Genomic DNA, 17,382 nt, shown 5'->3' on the forward strand with positions numbered 1-17,382 from the left:
TGCGCTGCGTGCTGCAAATTAACGAAAGATCGAAGTCGGTAAGGAGTATGACGTGGAGTTTGACCAGCGTGGTTACGTTATCGGCTTTTCTTTTCCCGGTATGTTCCATCTCCACAACGACCTCGCAGCAGCCGTTCTTTCCTTTTTGTATTCTCTTTCGCAATTTCGATGCGCTCTTTGATACGCTCGATGACAACCTCTTTCGGGTCCGTCAAGCCTACCAGCTCCTGAATCCGCAGGGTCAGGAGGAGGCCGCCAAGCGCATAGAGGAATTGACCGAAATCCCAAAGTATAGGGAATCTCCCTCCGATAAGAAGTAACCCCCCTCCCCTTGCATTGAACAGAACCAGTAAAACAGGACAATAGACAAAATCCCCCCTGATGTAGGATAATAAGTACATCAGGGGGGATTCATTATGAGCAAACGAAGATACACCAATATGCAGGTTCTACTACCGACCATAGAAAAGATGTTAGAATCAGGGAAGAGCCACAGGGAAATCGAAGCGGAACTTGGCTTGGAGGGAGACCGTCCGGTTCACAATCTGCTGAAGCGGCAACGCAAAAAAGCCGCCAAGGGTGCGCCGAAGTTTCGTGGCAGGAAGCCTGCAAAGACGCTGCAGGAATATAAGTATGAGAATAAGCGGCTCAAGATGGAAGTGAAATTACTGCAGGATTTTCTGCAGTCCACAGAAAGGAAGTGAGGCCAAAGGCAAAGTACGCCGTCATTCACCGTCACCGGGGAGAATACCCAATATCTGTTATGTGCAAATTCTTCGGGGTATCCAGAAGTGGTTACTACTGCTTTAAAAAGCGTCTGGGAGAGACGGATCGCGATGCTGTTGTGGCAAAGGAAATCGAGGAATGTCAGCGCAGGACAGATAAGACCTATGGCTATCGACGTGTATGGAAGTGGTTAAAAGGCAGAAATATTCAAAGAGATCCGAAGACTGTGCTCAGAATCATGAAAAAATATGGATTATTGTCTGAGGTTCGCCGACGCCGCCAATGGGTAAATCTTGGTCAGCAGGTACACAAATATGAAAATCTGTTGAACAGACAGTTCCGGGCGGTCAGGCCAAACGAGAAATGGGTCACGGACATTTCTTACATCCACACAAAAGAAGGCATTTTATATCTGTCCATGATCCGAGATCTGTATGACAACAGTATTGTGGCCTACAAGACTGCAAGTCGGCAGACTGTGAATCTTGTTCTGGACACGATTCGTCTGGCAATGAAGAAAGAGAAAGTCGCTGCGGAGTTGCAGCTCCACAGCGACCAAGGCTTTCAATACACATCACAAGCATACTTCAAGCTAACACAATCTTACGGCATAACGCCGTCCATGTCAAGGAAAGGAAATCCTTATGACAATGCCATGGCAGAAAATTTCTTCTCCATTCTGAAAACAGAGTGCATCTACCGCCACAAGCCAAAGACGCTCCAAGAAGCAAACGAACTGATCGACAGGTATATTTACTTCTATAACCACGAACGCATCCAAACAAAAACGGGAGTGGCACCGCTGTCGCTGCGCCACTCCGCTTAAAACTCAATATCCTACATGGGGGCTTTTAGTGCTGTCCGCATAATCTGGTGCGGTTCACATCTGCACAGGGGAGGTCTTTTTATGCTTTATGCACCTCCTCGACGCACCGGATGGCCTCCCGCAGCGCCTCGGCGTATTCATCCACCGGTCCCGCCGCCGGTGCTTCTCCGGCAATGGCGGCCTCCACGCTCTCGTGGTAGTGCAGCAGCGCCGTCAGAATGGAAATTGTCCGCTCTCCCCTCTGGCCGCTCCCGCCGCCTCGCTCTGTGGGAAGAAGCGCCTGTATCGGCACACCCAGCACCTCGGCAATCCTTGCCGCCAGCTCCACGGATATCCTCCGCTGTCCCAGCTCGTACCGGCTCATGGCCGCCGCCGTCAGGCCTACCTTCGCTCCCAGCTCCCCCAGCTTCACCCCTTTCTTCCATCGAAGCTGCCGGATCCGCTCTCCAACGCTCATGTCCTCACCCCCCTTTCAGTTCGTCCTTGCCCCCTCCCTTGCCGATGTGGTATGATGTCGTCAAAGGGAGGTATTTTCATGCGAAAACGGTATCTGATTCCCATTTTCGCCTGCATCCTGCTTTTGTCCTGTTGCACGGTCGCCCTTGCCCACCCCGGAGACACAGACGCCAACGGCGGCCACTATGACCACTCCACCGGGGAATATCACTATCACCATGGCTACCCAGCCCATCAGCACACCGACGGGAAATGCCCTTACGACTTCGATGATCGAACCAGCTGGAACAGCGGCAGTCCAGGCAATTCAGCAGGTTCGGACAGCACGCCCGCTTTTCTATCCGATGTGTGGGGCAGTCCGCTCATAATCTTTTATTTCATATGTCTCACCGCTTCAGTCATCTCCGGCATTATGTGTCTTCCCTTCGTTGACAACTACTCCAAAACGCACAGTAGATTCAATTATCGCTTTGGCATAACGCCAAAGTACGCCGCCATCATCGGTGTCGTTGCTTTTGCGAACCTCGTTTCCGTTGTCGGCCTTTCCTATGTGCTCTTTGTGAGTTGCGGCGGCTTGTGTCTGCTTGTCCTCGCCACAAATTGTGTGTTCTGGGGAATATGTGCGTATTTGCGGTATCATCCTGTCCGTAATCACCCCGGAAATGCCAAGAAAATTGCAGGCTGGGCAATTTCAATCGCAAGTATTCTCTATTCGTGCTTTACGGAATTTGAATTTATATTCTCGATCCTCGCCTGCTGTATCTTTTCTTATGCCGCAGTTAAGCTCCCCACGGAATTTCTCTGCGTTCGCCGCCTGCGCAATCAGCCAAAACCCAAGCCAAAACCCACACCGCCGAAGCCGCTTCCGACTCCGGAAGTGAAGTCCATTCCCCGCCCTGCGTTGCAGCACAAGGCGGAGAATAAACCTCTGAAGGTTGCGCCGGAGCTATCCTCCGCGCCCGGTCCCAAACCGCCTATTAAAATCAGGCCGGACCCGAAACCGCCCTCCAAGCTCAACCCGGCCAGCACCTGCCCCTATTACCATGACGGGCAAGTGATTACGCTCTATGCTGTAGAATCCTCCTACATATCCCATGTTGGCTATCTGCCCTTCCGGGATCAGCTTTTCGTCCGCACGAAGTCCGGCCGGGTCTATACTTACAACAACATCCGCCCGGAACTGTATTTGGAATTTATACACGCAGACTCTGTCGGGGAGTTCTACAACCAGCGCATCAAACGCAATCACAAGCAGTAGCAGGTGCCCGGCAGGTGTGTTGCGCCACACCTTAGTTGTACATTACCGCACTTAATGCGTACTGTCAATCATTATTTTACTCCTCAAGTGTGAAAATTCTTGACAGATGTTATATTCCGTGGTTTAATGATGACAAGGAGGTGAATTATGAGCGAAATCAATACCCGCATTGCGGAGGTGATCCGGGCCAGCGGACTTACCAAAACGGCATTCGCCGAAAGGATTAACGTTTCGCAGCAGCACATTTCCCGTCTCGCAAAGGACGGAACACCCAGCGACCGCACCATCGTGGACATCTGCCGGGAGTTCGGCGTCAACGAGCGCTGGCTTCGCACCGGTGAGGGTGAGATGCTGATGCACCTATCCCGTGAGGAGGAGATCATGCGCTTCGCCGCCACGGTGATCCGGGACCCCTCCAGCGAGTTCCAGCGGCGCTTTGTCTCCGTCCTGGCCCGCCTCACCCCGGAGCAATGGCAGCTCATGGAAGAGATGGCCCGTAAGCTGCTTCAGGAGCAGCCCGAAGAGCCCCCCACCGACGCAAAATAAGAGAGCGGAGACCGCCCGGTCTCCGCTCTCTTGCTTCAAATGTGTGTAAAAATATTTGTTTTCCCTATTGACAAATATAATTATATGTGTTATTATATCATTGTCAGGAGGAAATACTTATGAAGAGCTACTCGTCAAGGGAGGTTATTCAACTGCTGAAGGCGGATGGCTGGTTCGAGGTCAATGTAGTGGGCAGCCACCACCAGTTCAAGCACCCCACCAAAAAGGGCCGTGTTACTGTTAAGCACCCCGACAAGGACATCCCCCGTAAAACCCTCGCCAGCATTGAACGACAGTCTGGGTTACTGTTCCGGTAACCCAGACCTCCTGACTTACTCGAATAGGAGGTCATTTTATGAAACAGGTCGAACGCTATTTCTATCCCGCTGTCTTTAGCTATGCTCCGGATCAGGAGATCGCCGTCACCTTCCCCGATTTGGATGTTGCCACCAGCGGCACCGACGATACGGATGCGCTGCTGTCCGCACGGGAACTGCTGGGCTGCGTCCTCTGCGGACTGGAGGAGGACGGCGAGGATATCCCCGCCCCCACCCCTCTGGCCGATGTAAAGCTGGAGGACGGCGAACGGGCCGTCCTTGTGGATGTGTATATGCCCTCCGTCCGCTTGGCACGGGTCAACCGCAGCGTCAACCGCACCGTCACCCTCCCCGCTTGGCTTAATGCCGCTGCGCTGGAGCGGAATGTAAACTTTTCTCAGGTGCTGCAAGATGCCCTGCGTACCCAGTTGCACCTCGGATAAGGCAAAAGAGGTAATCGCATGAAACTTGTATATCCCGTTATCTTTACGGAGGACCCGGCAGGCGGCTATATGGCCTACGTGCCGGATCTGGAGATCAATACCCAAGGCGAAGATCTGGCGGAAGCCATTGCCATGGCCCGTGATGCTATGGGCCTGGTGGGGATCGATATGGAGGACGATGGAAAGCCCTTCCCCGCCCCCAGTCAGCACGTGGATTGTCCCACCGGCGGCATTGTGTCACTGGTAGATGTGGACCTTGTCGCCTACCGCAGCAGTTGAATGTCTGAGCACAGCAAAAGAGAGCGGAGACCGCCCGGTCTCCGCTCTCTTGCTTGTCATCCGTTAAATATGCAGCTCCGCTTTCAGTGCATTTTGCAGGATCATGGAAAAATTGACCCCCTGTCTTTCCGCCATAGTGTTCAGCCACGCCGGAATGGTCAGAGTCTTTTTCACCGCTCGGTTGTCAAAAAACTTCCGATATTCGATGGTGTCGCAGCGGATTAGCGTCACCAACTGGTTTTCGGCGCAGACGATACTCCTTACATCGGAGGGCTCCGGCGGAACGGCTCCGCCCTCCTCCATGTCGTACAGCATCAGGCAAAGCGCATCCGCCGCCATTTCAATTCCCTCCTCCAGCGTTTCCGCCGAGGTGGCGCAGTCCGGCAAATCCGGGAAGGTGATGGAATAGCCCCCCTCCGCCTCATGTGTAAAAACTGCCGGATACACATATTTGGCCATAATGTTCCTCCTAATCTTGTGGTTTTTGTTCTCGTTGCTCTTGCTTCTGTTTCTATGTATTATGCCCCGGAAGGGGGCGGGGCCTTTTACAGCCCCGCACTCTTCCGAATGGACTTGAGCGTTCCAGCTGGGACTTCTTCTCTCATGTGCCGTGGCACTGAAAATTGTCTCCCGGTAATCGGACTATACCATATGTCGTGCTGCTTTCCGTGTCGGAGTATGTAGCAACCTGCCGCCCGAAGCTCTTTTGTCAGCTCGGCATATCGCACTGTCTCACCTCCTTTCTGTTATGTATTATAGCACGTATTCGCACGTATGTCAATAGTTTCTTACGTATTTATACGTATTTTTTCAAAAAGAAAAGGGGCGGTCCCGCCGCCCCTCTCTTGCCAGAATCCCAAGCGTTTGGGATTCTGCCGCCGCCCTCACACTATGTACAGCGCCGCCGTGTAAAGGACCCGTAGCTGCTCCTCCGTGGCCAATTCCAACAACCGGAGGATCTGTTCCATCCACATCTGTCTATTGTCCATAATAGTCCTCGCTCCATAACTCCTCGACGGTGGTGTGCAGCGCCTTGGCAATGCGGATAGCCGTTACCACGTTCGGCAGTCTCTCCCCCCTCTCTATCTCTCCGATGGTGGTTTTCCCGACGCCTACCAGCGCCGCCAGCTGGCGCTGTGAGAGTTCCAATCGCTCTCGCTCCCTTTTGATTGTTTTCCTCATTCCGCCGCCATTGTAGCACATATTGGGCGTTGTGTCCCATTTTGGCCGGGATTCAGTCCAAAATATCGTGATATACTACACCTATCCCGCCGCCGGAGCCCTTGACACCATGCCCGGAGCTGTCCTATAGTGTTAGTATCTCCCCGGCACTGGCAGCTATGCACCGCCGGGGCATGAAAAAAGCCGCCCCGGTCGAACACCGGAACGGCTGAAATGATAGAAGGAGGAACGCCTATGGTCTGCCGCAAATGCCGCACCGCCCTGCCGGACGGCTCCAAGTATTGCCTGTCCTGTGGGGCCAAGCAGGATATCACCCGCCGCCCCCGGAGCCGTGGCAATGGCACCGGCAGCGTCTACCAGCTACCCAGCAAGACATGGATCGCCGTGCGGATCTGCGGCTGGTACACCGCCGAGGACGGCAGCATCCACCGCAAGACTCGCTCCAAGTCCGGCTTCCGCACCAAAAAGGAGGCGCTGGAGTATCTGCCGCTGCTGGCCGTCACTCCGGCACAGGAGCGCAGCCGGCACATCACCTACAAAGAGTTGTACGACAAGTGGTATCCCACCCACCGGGCCGGTGAGTCCACCCTCGGCTGTTACCGTGCCGCCATCAAGCACTTCCGCCCCCTCTGGAGTGCTCAGCTGGCCGACATCGACGTGGACGACCTGCAGGAGTGCATGGATGACTGCCCCGCCGGGAAGCGCACCAGGGAGAACATGAAGGCCCTCTGCGGCCTGCTCTACAAGTACGCCATCCCCCGACATCTGGCCACCCTGAATCTGGGGGAATATCTCATCGTGGGCGGCGGCGTGTCCGAGGAGAAGCGTGCGCTTCCCATGGAGGCCGTGCAGGCCCTCCAGCAGGCCGGGGCGTCTATCCCCTACGGGGAGTACATCGTGGCCCAATGCTATCTCGGCTTCCGGCCCTCGGAGCTGCTGGCGCTGGATATCGAGGACTACGACCCCCGACTGCGGAGCTTTGTTGGCGGCGCTAAGACGGAGGCGGGCCGCAGCCGTATCGTCACGATCTCGCCCAAGATCCAGCCCATCATTGACCGGCTGGTGGGCGGTCGTACCTCCGGGCCTGTGTTTGTCAGCGCCTCCGGCGGACGCCTGAGTCTCCGAGACTACCGGACAGCATTTTACGCCGCTCTGGACGCCATCGGCTTTGACAATCCCATGGAGGAGAGCAACGGCGTCATTCGTCACCGCTACACGCCCCACAGCTGCCGCCATACCTTTGCCACGCTGCTTAAGGACGTGCCGGCCCCCGACAAGGACAAGCTGCGTCTCATCGGCCATACCTCCGCCGAAATGCTCCGGCACTATCAGGACGTGGATGTGGATAGTCTCCGCCGCATCACCGACGCTTTGTAGCCGTTTCGGGCATTGGTAGTAGATTGGTAGTAGCGCAAGTTTTAGGAAAATAATATCCTTCAAAAAGTTATAAAAACAGGGTATTTTCATCGAAAATACCCTGTTTTGGTGGAGATAAGCGGGATCGAACCGCTGACCTCTTGAATGCCATTCAAGCGCTCTCCCAGCTGAGCTATACCCCCATATTCACTTGCGTCGCTTGCTCACCGCAACTGACTTGGTCAGTATAATACAAAAGTCCGCATTTGTCAACACCTAATTGCAATAATTTTCAGGGAAATTTTCGTTCCCGCTGATATGCCTTCCTCCACCGAGGGGGGAGGGCGCAGACGCCCTCCCTCTTTCGCTCAGTTCAGCACAAAACGCATGGACACCGGATTGTGATCCGACCACGCAAAGCCCGTGTCCTCCACCACAGCCTGCTCCACGGTGACGTTGTCCGACACCACGAAGCCGTCCACCGTCAGCACGTACTGTCCCTCGTGATACGGAGCGTCGGCGTTGCGGCAGCTGGGGACGGGGTCCGTCTCGTCCAGCGGAGCCACCAGCGACAGATTGGTGCCGTCCCAGATACCCTCCGGCAGGGGCTGCGCCCAGGTGTAGCCCTCGGCAGAACCGCCGAAGATCTCCTCCGACTGGCCCAGCAGATCCTTATTGAAGTCGCCGCCGGCAATGCACCAGTTGCCCTTTTCATACTCCGCCTGCATATCCGCCCGCAGCAGCTCCAGCTGCTCCACAGCGATGGTACCGTCGGAGGTGTAGGCGGACAGATGGACATTATACAGCACCAGCTCCCGGCCGTCGGCAGCGGGGATGCGGTGGACGCTGTAACACCGATCCAGATCCACCAGCTTCATCACACCGGCCTCGATGGGCAGCTCCACCCGCCGGGTCTCGGTGATGCCGAAGGAGGAGAGGGTCAGCAGACCCGACACGGACTTGCCGTGGGGCTGGTCCAGCGGGTAGAACAGATACGGCGAGTCGTAGTTCTGCGCCCAGGTATAACCCAGCCCCGGCAGCTGCGCCGTCAGCATGGTGCCCTCATCCACGTGGTAACTGCGGGTGGAGTCCCGGTCCACCTCCTGCAACAGGTACAGGTCGGCATCCTGCTGCTGCAAAAACGCCCCGATGCGCTCGATATTGGCGGTAAGCCGCTCCTCAGACCATGCACGGGACTCCGTGCCGCCGTCCATGAAGAAGCTGTAATCGTCCTCATAAGCGCCGAAGCCGATATTATAGGAGAGGATGCCGTACTCCTTCCCCGCCTCCACGGTGGCAGCGGCGTTCCGCTCCACCGTCAGCTCCTGATTCCCGATGCGGTGATAGTCGATGAACACATAGGCCACGTACCCCAGCACCACCACCAGCAGCGCCAGCACCACAGCCAGCACGATCTTCCAAGCTTTTTTCAACAATGCTTCCCCCTCGGTTTACAAATTTGGATAAATCTATTATAATCGAAACATTCCCATTTGGAAAGAGGTATGATGCGTGAAAAAACTGGTGATCCGATTCAATGCCCCGGTGGTGCTGCTGTTTGCCCTGCTGAGCCTGCTGGTCCTGCTGCTGGACGGCTGGACAGGCGGCGTCAGCACCACCCGGTTCTTCTGTGTATACCGATCGTCGCTGGCGGACCCGCTGACCTATGTACGCTTCTTCGGCCATGTGCTGGGCCACTCCGGTTACAGCCACTACATGAACAATATGCTGCTGCTATTGCTGGTGGGGCCGGGCTTGGAGGAAAAGTACGGCAGCCGCAACCTGCTGATGACCATTCTGGTAACGGCTCTGGTGACGGGACTGGTGCAGTTCATCTTCTTCCCCGGTACGGCGCTGCTGGGAGCCAGCGGTGTGGTGTTCATGATGATCGTGCTGAACTCCTTCACCGAGATGCGCCGGGGCGGCATCCCTCTGACCATGCTGCTGGTGGTGGCCCTGTATCTGGGCAACGAGGTGGTGGACGGTCTCTCCGAGAGCGACAACATCTCCCAGATGACCCACATCGTGGGCGGTCTCTGCGGCATCGTGTTCGGTTTCTCTCTGGCCCGTGCCAAAAAGAGATGATCCCTATAAAAAAGATGCGGAAGCCATATGACTTCCGCATCTTTTTTACGCCTGCTTATGGAGCCTTCGATACTCCGTGGGCAACATGGAAAATGCTTTTTTGAACTCCGAGGTGAACTTGCTCTGGCTCTCATAGCCCACGGTCCGGGCGACCTGAGCCACGCTGTCGTCGCTCTCCAGCAGCAGAGCGGAGGCCCGCTCCATGCGGTGCTGGCGGATATGGGCGGCGATGGAGCTGCCGTACACCTCCTTGAACAGTTCCTTCATGGTGGAGGGGTTCATGAGAAACTGCCGGGACAGCTGCTCGATGGTGATGCGGCTGTCCAGATGCTCCGTCAGGAACCGATGGACCTGCCGGATGACCTCCAGCTGCTCCGCCGGACAGCTACCGCAGTAGTCGTGCTGATCCAGCGGTGGCAGATGGGGCGCACCGGACACCAGCTGGCTGTCCGACTGGGGACACGTCACCTCCACCGTGCGCTCGATGATCTGGTGCAGCAGCTGGGCCACCTCCGTATCCGCCGCCCGGTAGTAGACCTCCTTCCCCACCCGGCGGCTGACGATGAGGCCGCTGTCCTTCAGCTGCCGCAGATGGTGGGAGGCGGCGGGGCTGCTCATACCCACCAGCGCCGATAGATTCATGACGCACTCCTCACAGTGGCACAGCAGCCAGAAGATCCGCACCCGGCTGTTATCCGACAGCAGGCGGCAGAGATTGGCCACCTCCTGAAAGCTCTCCGGCTCCTGAATGAAGCTTCGCAGCCGCTCCAACCGTTGCTGGTTCTCGTGATGATGGGGCAGTTCCCCCATGGTTCTCCCGCCTTTCTGTTCCGTTTGGAAGGACTTTTCGCCCGTTTGGAAGGGAAGCGTCTTTCCGCATTGACTTTCTCGTCGGCATCTATTATAGTACAATCATCAAGATTAAACAAGTGCTTAATGGTTGAAAGCCGCCGCACGGAAGGAGCATTTTTATGAAAAAGACCTATCAGATCGAAGTGGACTGTGCCAACTGCGCCAACCTCATGGAGGAGGCCACCAAAAAGACCGAGGGCGTGCAGGACGCCGTGGTGAACTTCATGACCCAGAAGATGATCGTGGAGTTTGCCGAGGGCAGCGACCCCAAGACCGTCATGAAGGCGGTACTGAAAAACTGCAAAAAGGTCGAGGACGACTGCGAGATCTATCTGTAAGAAGCGAAATGTGCCGGAGGACCTCCGGCACGTTTTATGAAAGGACGTGACCGACATGACAAAGAAGCAGAAGAAGGTCCTCTGGCGCATCATTGCCACTGCGGTGCTGGTGGCCGTGGTGAAGCTCTTCTCCATCGGCGGCGTGGCCGGGACGGTGCTGTATTTGGCTGCCTATCTCATCATCGGCTATGATATTCTCCGCAAGGCCTTCCGGGGCATCATCAAGGGCCAGGTGTTCGACGAGAACTTCCTGATGGCGGTGGCCACCGTGGGTGCCATTGCACTGGCCGTCTACGAGAAAAGCGGCGACTATCTGGAGGCCGTGGCCGTGATGCTGTTCTATCAGATCGGCGAGCTGTTCCAGAGCTACGCCGTGGGCAAGAGCCGCCGCAGCATCACCGCCCTGATGGACATTCGCCCGGATTATGCCAACATTGAGCAGGACGGCAAGCTGGTGCAGGTGGACCCGGATGACGTGGCTGTGGGCAGCATCATCGTGGTGCAGCCCGGCGAGAAGATCCCGCTGGACGGCGTAGTGACGGAGGGCAGCTCTACCCTGAATACCGCCGCCCTCACCGGTGAGAGCCTGCCCCGTGATGCCGCCGTCGGCGACGAGGTCATCAGCGGCTGCGTCAATATGACGGGCGTGCTGAAGATCCGCACCACCAAGGCCTTCGGTGAATCTACCGTCTCCAAAATTCTGGAGCTGGTGGAGAACTCCAGCTCCCACAAATCCCGCTCCGAGAACTTCATCTCCAAATTTGCCCGCATCTACACCCCCGCCGTCTGCATCGGCGCTCTGGTGCTGGCGGTGCTGCCGCCGGTGGTGCGGCTGGTCATGGGCCTCAGCGGCGACTGGGGCACTTGGGTCTACCGCGCCCTGACCTTCCTGGTCATCAGCTGCCCCTGTGCGCTGGTCATCAGCATCCCCCTGAGCTTCTTCGCCGGACTGGGCGGTGCCAGCCGGGCCGGTGTGCTGGTGAAGGGCTCCAACTATCTGGAGACCCTCTCCAAAACCCGTGTGGTGGTCTTTGACAAGACCGGCACCCTGACCCAGGGCGTCTTTGACGTCACCGGCGTTCACCACAACACCATGCCCCAGAAGAAGGTTCTGGAGTACGCCGCTCTGGCGGAGTGCGCCTCCTCCCATCCCATCAGCAAGAGCCTCCAGCGTGCCTACGGCGGCGAGATCGACCGCCACCGTGTCACGGACGTGCAGGAGATCAGCGGCAATGGCATCACCGCCAAGGTGGACGGCACCGACGTAGCCGTGGGCAACAGCAAGCTCATGGACCGGCTGGGCATTGCGTGGCACGACTGCCATAGCGTCGGCACCATCATCCATCTGGCCATCGACGGTCAGTACGCCGGCCACATCGTCATTTCCGACGTGGTGAAGCCCCACGCCAAGGAGGCCATTGCCGCCCTGAAGCGGGCGGGCGTGGAAAAGACCGTCATGCTCACCGGCGATATCCGGCGGGTGGCCGACCACGTGGCCGAAGAGTTGGGCGTGGACGAGGTACACAGCGAGCTTCTGCCTGCGGACAAGGTAGCGCAGGTGGAGCGCCTGCTGAGCAACGCCGACGGCAAGCTGGCCTTCGTGGGCGACGGCATCAACGATGCCCCGGTGCTGTCCCGTGCCGATATCGGCATCGCCATGGGTGCCATGGGCTCCGATGCCGCCATTGAGGCGGCGGACGTGGTGCTGATGGACGACGATCCTCTGAAGATCGCCAAGGCCATCCGCATCTCCCGCAAGTGCCTGCGGATCGTGTACGAGAACATCGTGTTTGCGCTGGGCATCAAGGGCCTGTGTCTGGTACTGGGCGCCATGGGCATCGCCAATATGTGGGCAGCCATCTTTGCCGACGTGGGCGTCATGGTCATCGCCGTGCTGAATGCCATCCGTGCCCTACAGGTGAAGAATTTATGACAGCAAAAGGGACGTCCGGTTATCCGGACGTCCCTTTTGCTTATGTGAAAGGCTTCAGTGCATCTTCTGGAACGAATGGACCCAGTCGGCCTTCAGATAATACAGCAGAAACACCACGCAGCTGAGACACCACGTAATGGGGTATGCCCAGAAGATGGTGATAATATCCGGCCACACCTTCAGCGCCAGCGTGATATACGTCACACGGATGACGCACCAGCACACCAGCATGGTGTACATGGGCATCTTGGCCCGGCCCGCTCCCCGCATCACGGCGGAGATGCTGTGGGCGAAGGCCAGTGCAAAGTAGAACAGCGCCTCCGTCCGGGTCTGCCGTACGCCGATGGCGATGACCGCCGGGTCATCATTGAACAGGGCGATGGCATAGGGGGCCACCAGCAGTAGTGTCAATCCGATAAGCTCCGCCAGCAGCATGGAGCAGGTGAAGCCCACCCGTGCCCCCCTCTTGGCCCGTTCATACTGCCCTGCGCCCAGATTCTGCCCCGTAAAGGTAGTCAGTGCCATGGCAAAGGAGGTGATGGGCAGGAACACAAAGCCCTCCACCTTGGCGTAGGAGCCGCAGCCCGCCATGGCATCGGAGCCGAAGGTGTTGATGTTGGACTGCACCACCACGTTGGCGATGGCGATGATGGAGTTCTGCACACCGGAGGGGATGCCCTGCGCCGTGATCTGCTTGAGCATCGGCAGCTCGAAGCGGATGCGCTTGGGAACCAGCCGATAGGGGCCGTCCGCCTGCATCAGCTTCCGGAAGCACAGCACAGCACTGACCATCTGGCTCACCACCGTGGCGATGGCGGCGCCGTTGACACCCCATTTCAGCGCTCCCACGAAGATCAGATCCAACGTCACATTGGTGATGGAGGAGATGATGAGGTAGCGCAGGGGACTGCGGCTGTCGCCCACCGCCTGCAAAATGCCCATACAGGCGTTGTAGACGATCATAAAGAGGCTGCCCATGAAGTACAATCGGAAATATTGGATGGACTGGGGCAGCACGTCCTCCGGCGTCCGCATCCACACCAGGATCTGGGGGGTCAGGAAGATGCCCACCAGCATCAGCAAAACGCCGCAGACCATGGCGAAGGCCAGATCGGTATGCACCGCCGCCTCCAGCCGATCATAGCACTTGGCGCCGAAATAGCGGCTGATGATAACGCCGGCCCCCACAAACAGGCCCATAAAAAAGCCCGTCATCATAAAGATGAGGTTCCCGCTGCTGGACACCGCCGCCAGGGCGTCCTTGCCCACAAATTTTCCTACAATGATGCTGTCCGCCGTGTTATACAGCTGCTGACAGAGATTGCCTAAAAACAGCGGCAGGGCAAAATACGCCAGTTGCTTCCAAATGACGCCCTGCGTCATGTCCATGCTCTGGTTTTTGCTCTTCAATTCGGCACCCCTCTCCTTTGGATAAAATTTCTTTACAGTCCGTTTATTATACCGCCGCTTTTTCAAAAGGTCAAGAGACAGCAACACATCCCCGCACATTGTATACAACCGACGCACAGTGCCGCTTTTCCCACGTTTTCGCCGCTTTGCCGGATTTGGAAGCCTTTTTTCTCCTCTTTTCCGGCATATCCCCGCATTGACAAATTTCCCTTACGCCGTATAATAATTATAATCAGTACATGAATCACTCCCACGGAACAAAAAAGGAGCTATTGTATGAACGAGATCTATGTGGTCGGGCATCGGAACCCCGACACGGATTCTATCGTGGCTGCCATGTCCTATGCCGCTCTGCGGAATGCTCTGGGCGACCGGGACTACGTGGCAGCCTATCTGGGCCACGTCAGCGACGAGACCCAGCGTCTGCTGGATCGCTTCGGTCTCCAGCCACCCCAGCTGATCCAAAATGTCCGCACACAGGTGGCGGATCTGGATTATGATACGCCGCCTGCCCTGAACGCCACCGTCACCATGGACCGAGCATGGCACATCATGCGGGAACAGCGGATATCCGCCATCCCCGTGGTCAACGAGGACGGCACCTTGTATGGGACCCTCTCCGCCGGCGACATCGCCACCTACAGCATGAACACCATCAGTGAGCCACGCGTGGAGGCACTGCCCCTGTTCAATCTTCTGAGCGTCATCGAGGGCCGTGTGCTCAACGACACCGGTGATCTGGTGGACTCTGTTACCGGCGACGTGGTCATTGCCCTGCCCCAGAGCTGCGAGAATCTGCTGTGGAACGGTCGGGAGCATATCGTCTTGTGCGGCGACCAGCCGGACATGATCCGCCGGGCGCTGGAGACCAATGTAGGCTGCCTGATCCTGTGCCAGACGGAGGTAGATCAAACGCTGCTGGCAGACGCTCAAAATACCTGCATCATTTCCAGCCCCTACGATGCCAGCCGGGTGGCCCGTCTCATCTATCAGGCCATCCCCATCTCCCGCCCCTGCCACACTGACGACATCGTCTGCTTCCATCTGTCGGACTACATCGACGATGTGCGGGAAGTGGTGCTGAAGAGCCGCTACCGCTGCTACCCGGTGCTGGACCAGAACGAGAAGGTCGTCGGTACCCTGTCCCGGTATCACCTGCTGCGCCCCCGGCGCAAGCGTGTGGTGCTGGTGGACCACAATGAGCGGGCGCAGGCCGTACAGGGTCTGGATCAGGCGGAGATTCTGGAGATCATCGACCACCACCGTCTGGCGGATATCCAGACCACCCAGCCCATCCGGGTCCGCAACGAGCCGGTGGGCAGCACCAATACCATCATCACCGGAATGTATCAGGAGCACGGCGTCATGCCCTCCCCGGCTATGGCAGGCCTGATGGCAGCAGCCATTCTGTCCGATACTGTCATGTTCAAGTCCCCCACCTGCACCAAGCGGGATGTGGCCATGGCCGAGCGCATGGCCCGCATTGCCAACGTCTCCCTCAACGAGCTGGGCAAGCTTCTCTTCGATGGCAGCTTTGACGGTAAATCCGCCGAGGAGCTGCTGCACAGCGACTTCAAGGAGTTCCACATTGCCGAGCAGAATCTGGGCGTGGGCCAGATCACCTGTCTGGATTCCGAGGATATGCTCCAGCGCCGGGAGGAGTTTCTGGAGGCTATGCGCCACGATCAGACGGAGCACCACTACGACATGGTGATCCTGATGCTGACGGACGTGCTGATGGAGGGTACGCAGCTGCTGTATGTGGGCAGCGACGACGTCATCCGCAATGCCTTCTCCGCCGAGCCCAAGGACAACAGCCTGTTCCTGCCCAAGGTCATGAGCCGGAAAAAGCAGATCATCCCCATGCTCACCGCCCTCTGGGGCTGATATCCCCGCACTTCACACAAGGACAGGCTCCCGCCTGTCCTTGTTTTTCTCTCCATATCGTGCTATACTGACACAAATCACCCACGGAGGTATCGCCTATGCACATCACCGTATATCTGGGCGCCAGCTGCGGCACCGACCCCCATCTGGCGCAGGCCGTCCGGGAACTGGGAGCATGGATCGGTGCCGCGGGCCACACACTGGTCTACGGCGGCTCCAAAACCGGACTCATGGGCCTGCTGGCCCAAAGCGCACTGGCGCAGGGGGGCAGCGTCATCGGCGTGGAGCCGGAGTGCTTCATGGCGCAGGACCTGCAGCACGACGGCCTGACCCAACTCATCGTCACCCGAAGCATGGCGGAGCGTAAGAGCAGAATGATCCAGCTGGGGGACGCCTTCATCGCCTTCCCCGGCGGCACCGGCACACTGGAGGAGATCACGGAGGTCATGTCGCAGGTATCGCTGGGCCAGCTGTCCGCCCCCTGCATCCTCTACGATCTGGACGGCTACTATCGCCACCTGAAAGCCCTTCTGGACCATATGATCGCCTCCGGGCTCTCCTCCCCGGAGCGCCAACAGGGCATCCACTTCGCCCGGAGTCTGTCTGAAATTCAGGCGCTGCTGTCCTGATCTCCCATCGGGCCAAATCACCCCCTCTGTTCCAAAGTCTTCGACTTTGGAACAAAAAAGAGCCTGCCGGCTGGCAGGCTCTTTTTGATGACCAACTTACTCGGTAACGAAGGGCAGCAGAGCGATCTGACGGGCACGCTTGATGGCCTCGGTCAGCTGACGCTGATGCATAGCGCAGGTACCGGTGGTACGGCGGGGCAGGATCTTGGAGCGCTCGCTGATGAAGCGGCGCAGCTTGGCGGCATCCTTATAATCGATATGCTCGCACTTATCCACGCAGAACTGGCAAACCTTGCGGCGCTTACGGCCGTTGCCACGGGGCGCTCTATTTTCACGTTCCATAGCCATGGAAAATTCCTCCTTATAAAGATTTCATGTGCCTTGGCACATCAGAACGGCAGGTCGCCGTCCTCCTCGTCGATCTCGGCAAAATCGGACGGGCCGCCCACCGGGGCGGAATACCCTCCGGCGGGAGCACCGTAGGCAGGAGCCTGAGAATAACCGCTGTTATTCCCACCGGCGCCGCCGGGTCTGCTGTCACCGAAATAGACATTGTCGGCAACCACCTCCGCACTTCTGCGGTTGTTGCCCTCCTTGTCTTTCCAGTCACGGATCTGGAGCCGCCCCTCCACCACGGCCATGCGGCCCTTGGTGAAATACTTGGAGACGAACTCCGCCGTGCTGCGCCAAGCCACCACATCGATGAAATCGGTCTCCTTTTCGCCGCTCTGGGACTTATAGTCCCGATCCACGGCCAAAGAGAAGCTGGTGACCGCCGTACCGCTCTGAGTACGCCGCAGCTCCGGGTCCCTGGTCAGGCGACCCATGATGAAAATCTTGTTCAGCATTGTGCTTCCCC

The 17,382-nt window shown here is 57.6% G+C and carries 23 protein-coding genes and 1 tRNA gene; 13 read left to right on the plus strand and 11 right to left on the minus strand.

The annotated features are described in order from the left end of the window. Positions 1–77 precede the first annotated feature (77 nt). Positions 78–401 carry a hypothetical protein gene (locus KJS28_RS06745; protein ID WP_213540338.1) on the minus strand — a complete coding sequence of 108 codons (324 nt, stop codon included), beginning with the start codon at positions 399–401 and terminating at the stop codon, positions 78–80. A gap of 15 nt (positions 402–416) precedes the next feature. On the opposite strand from KJS28_RS06745, the gene KJS28_RS06750 reads away from it, so the two are divergent. Then, positions 417–704 carry an imidazolonepropionase gene (locus KJS28_RS06750; protein WP_213540339.1) on the plus strand — a complete coding sequence of 96 codons (288 nt, stop codon included), beginning with the start codon at positions 417–419 and terminating at the stop codon, positions 702–704. Next, entirely contained in the window at positions 701–1,552 is an 852-nt protein-coding gene (locus tag KJS28_RS06755) for an IS3 family transposase (RefSeq protein WP_213540340.1), read from the plus strand. The genes KJS28_RS06750 and KJS28_RS06755 overlap by 4 nt, the downstream gene beginning before the upstream one ends. A 79-nt stretch (positions 1,553–1,631) precedes the next feature. On the opposite strand, the gene KJS28_RS06760 is transcribed toward KJS28_RS06755, so the two are convergent. Further along, the gene (locus KJS28_RS06760; protein ID WP_213540341.1) at positions 1,632–2,009 is read right to left on the minus strand and encodes a helix-turn-helix domain-containing protein; all 378 of its coding nucleotides are present in this window, start codon (positions 2,007–2,009) and stop codon (positions 1,632–1,634) included. A 78-nt stretch (positions 2,010–2,087) separates the two neighbouring features. Between KJS28_RS06760 and KJS28_RS06765 the strand changes: the two genes are divergently transcribed. The 5 genes from KJS28_RS06765 to KJS28_RS06785 all read left to right on the plus strand — a co-directional run bounded on the left by KJS28_RS06765 (position 2,088) and on the right by KJS28_RS06785 (position 4,851). Continuing rightward, positions 2,088–3,266: a KTSC domain-containing protein gene (locus tag KJS28_RS06765; RefSeq protein ID WP_213540342.1), complete on the plus strand. Its 1,179-nt coding sequence runs from the start codon at positions 2,088–2,090 to the stop codon at positions 3,264–3,266. A 147-nt stretch (positions 3,267–3,413) separates the two neighbouring features. After that, the gene (locus tag KJS28_RS06770; RefSeq protein ID WP_213540343.1) at positions 3,414–3,812 is read left to right on the plus strand and encodes a helix-turn-helix domain-containing protein; all 399 of its coding nucleotides are present in this window, start codon (positions 3,414–3,416) and stop codon (positions 3,810–3,812) included. Between the two features lie 119 nt (positions 3,813–3,931). Continuing rightward, on the plus strand, positions 3,932–4,129 hold the full coding sequence (locus KJS28_RS06775) for a type II toxin-antitoxin system HicA family toxin (protein ID WP_213540344.1): 198 nt from the start codon (positions 3,932–3,934) through the stop codon (positions 4,127–4,129). Positions 4,130–4,167: 38 nt separating this feature from the next. Then, positions 4,168–4,572, plus strand: coding sequence for a type II toxin-antitoxin system HicB family antitoxin (locus tag KJS28_RS06780; protein ID WP_213540345.1), 405 nt, complete (start codon positions 4,168–4,170; stop codon positions 4,570–4,572). Positions 4,573–4,590: 18 nt separating this feature from the next. Then, on the plus strand, positions 4,591–4,851 hold the full coding sequence (locus KJS28_RS06785) for a type II toxin-antitoxin system HicB family antitoxin (protein ID WP_213540346.1): 261 nt from the start codon (positions 4,591–4,593) through the stop codon (positions 4,849–4,851). A gap of 63 nt (positions 4,852–4,914) precedes the next feature. On the opposite strand, the gene KJS28_RS06790 is transcribed toward KJS28_RS06785, so the two are convergent. The 3 genes from KJS28_RS06790 to KJS28_RS06800 all read right to left on the minus strand — a co-directional run bounded on the left by KJS28_RS06790 (position 4,915) and on the right by KJS28_RS06800 (position 6,054). Then, the gene (locus KJS28_RS06790; RefSeq protein ID WP_213540347.1) at positions 4,915–5,310 is read right to left on the minus strand and encodes a type II toxin-antitoxin system HicB family antitoxin; all 396 of its coding nucleotides are present in this window, start codon (positions 5,308–5,310) and stop codon (positions 4,915–4,917) included. An 86-nt stretch (positions 5,311–5,396) separates the two neighbouring features. Then, positions 5,397–5,579, minus strand: a complete 183-nt coding sequence (locus KJS28_RS06795) for a type II toxin-antitoxin system HicA family toxin (RefSeq protein ID WP_213540348.1) — start codon at positions 5,577–5,579, stop codon at positions 5,397–5,399. 250 nt (positions 5,580–5,829) lie between these two features. Next, positions 5,830–6,054, minus strand: a complete 225-nt coding sequence (locus KJS28_RS06800) for a helix-turn-helix transcriptional regulator (protein WP_324614694.1) — start codon at positions 6,052–6,054, stop codon at positions 5,830–5,832. A 213-nt stretch (positions 6,055–6,267) separates the two neighbouring features. Between KJS28_RS06800 and KJS28_RS06805 the strand changes: the two genes are divergently transcribed. Next, positions 6,268–7,410: a tyrosine-type recombinase/integrase gene (locus KJS28_RS06805; protein ID WP_213540350.1), complete on the plus strand. Its 1,143-nt coding sequence runs from the start codon at positions 6,268–6,270 to the stop codon at positions 7,408–7,410. Positions 7,411–7,516: 106 nt separating this feature from the next. Here KJS28_RS06805 and KJS28_RS06810 read toward each other — a convergent pair. After that, positions 7,517–7,592, minus strand: a tRNA-Ala gene (locus KJS28_RS06810). A 165-nt stretch (positions 7,593–7,757) separates the two neighbouring features. Next, positions 7,758–8,822: an endonuclease/exonuclease/phosphatase family protein gene (locus KJS28_RS06815; protein WP_228298348.1), complete on the minus strand. Its 1,065-nt coding sequence runs from the start codon at positions 8,820–8,822 to the stop codon at positions 7,758–7,760. A gap of 79 nt (positions 8,823–8,901) precedes the next feature. Between KJS28_RS06815 and KJS28_RS06820 the strand changes: the two genes are divergently transcribed. Then, the gene (locus tag KJS28_RS06820) at positions 8,902–9,474 is read left to right on the plus strand and encodes a rhomboid family intramembrane serine protease (RefSeq protein WP_213540352.1); all 573 of its coding nucleotides are present in this window, start codon (positions 8,902–8,904) and stop codon (positions 9,472–9,474) included. Between the two features lie 45 nt (positions 9,475–9,519). On the opposite strand, the gene KJS28_RS12705 is transcribed toward KJS28_RS06820, so the two are convergent. Continuing rightward, complete coding sequence (locus tag KJS28_RS12705; protein WP_213540353.1) at positions 9,520–10,284, minus strand: metalloregulator ArsR/SmtB family transcription factor; 765 nt, start codon at positions 10,282–10,284, stop codon at positions 9,520–9,522. 161 nt (positions 10,285–10,445) lie between these two features. Here KJS28_RS12705 and KJS28_RS06830 point away from each other — a divergent pair, with 161 nt between their 5' ends. Together KJS28_RS06830 and KJS28_RS06835 are read left to right on the plus strand one after the other, a co-directional pair. Then, positions 10,446–10,664 carry a cation transporter gene (locus KJS28_RS06830; protein WP_213540354.1) on the plus strand — a complete coding sequence of 73 codons (219 nt, stop codon included), beginning with the start codon at positions 10,446–10,448 and terminating at the stop codon, positions 10,662–10,664. Positions 10,665–10,719: 55 nt separating this feature from the next. Continuing rightward, complete coding sequence (locus tag KJS28_RS06835; protein ID WP_213540355.1) at positions 10,720–12,597, plus strand: heavy metal translocating P-type ATPase; 1,878 nt, start codon at positions 10,720–10,722, stop codon at positions 12,595–12,597. Positions 12,598–12,651: 54 nt separating this feature from the next. On the opposite strand, the gene KJS28_RS06840 is transcribed toward KJS28_RS06835, so the two are convergent. Further along, positions 12,652–14,007 carry an MATE family efflux transporter gene (locus KJS28_RS06840; RefSeq protein ID WP_213540356.1) on the minus strand — a complete coding sequence of 452 codons (1,356 nt, stop codon included), beginning with the start codon at positions 14,005–14,007 and terminating at the stop codon, positions 12,652–12,654. Between the two features lie 276 nt (positions 14,008–14,283). Between KJS28_RS06840 and KJS28_RS06845 the strand changes: the two genes are divergently transcribed. Beyond that, a complete protein-coding gene (locus KJS28_RS06845) occupies positions 14,284–15,894 on the plus strand; it encodes a putative manganese-dependent inorganic diphosphatase (RefSeq protein WP_213540357.1) in 1,611 nt (536 codons plus the stop codon). Between the two features lie 98 nt (positions 15,895–15,992). After that, positions 15,993–16,523, plus strand: coding sequence for an LOG family protein (locus KJS28_RS06850; RefSeq protein WP_213540358.1), 531 nt, complete (start codon positions 15,993–15,995; stop codon positions 16,521–16,523). A gap of 96 nt (positions 16,524–16,619) precedes the next feature. On the opposite strand, the gene rpsR is transcribed toward KJS28_RS06850, so the two are convergent. Then, a complete protein-coding gene (gene rpsR / locus KJS28_RS06855; protein ID WP_021858649.1) occupies positions 16,620–16,871 on the minus strand; it encodes a 30S ribosomal protein S18 in 252 nt (83 codons plus the stop codon). 41 nt (positions 16,872–16,912) lie between these two features. Next, on the minus strand, positions 16,913–17,371 hold the full coding sequence (locus KJS28_RS06860) for a single-stranded DNA-binding protein (RefSeq protein ID WP_213540359.1): 459 nt from the start codon (positions 17,369–17,371) through the stop codon (positions 16,913–16,915). Between the last annotated feature and the right edge of the window lie 11 nt (positions 17,372–17,382).

Source organism: Vescimonas coprocola (assembly GCF_018408575.1).
Classification (GTDB): Bacteria; Bacillota; Clostridia; order Oscillospirales; family Oscillospiraceae; genus Vescimonas; species Vescimonas coprocola.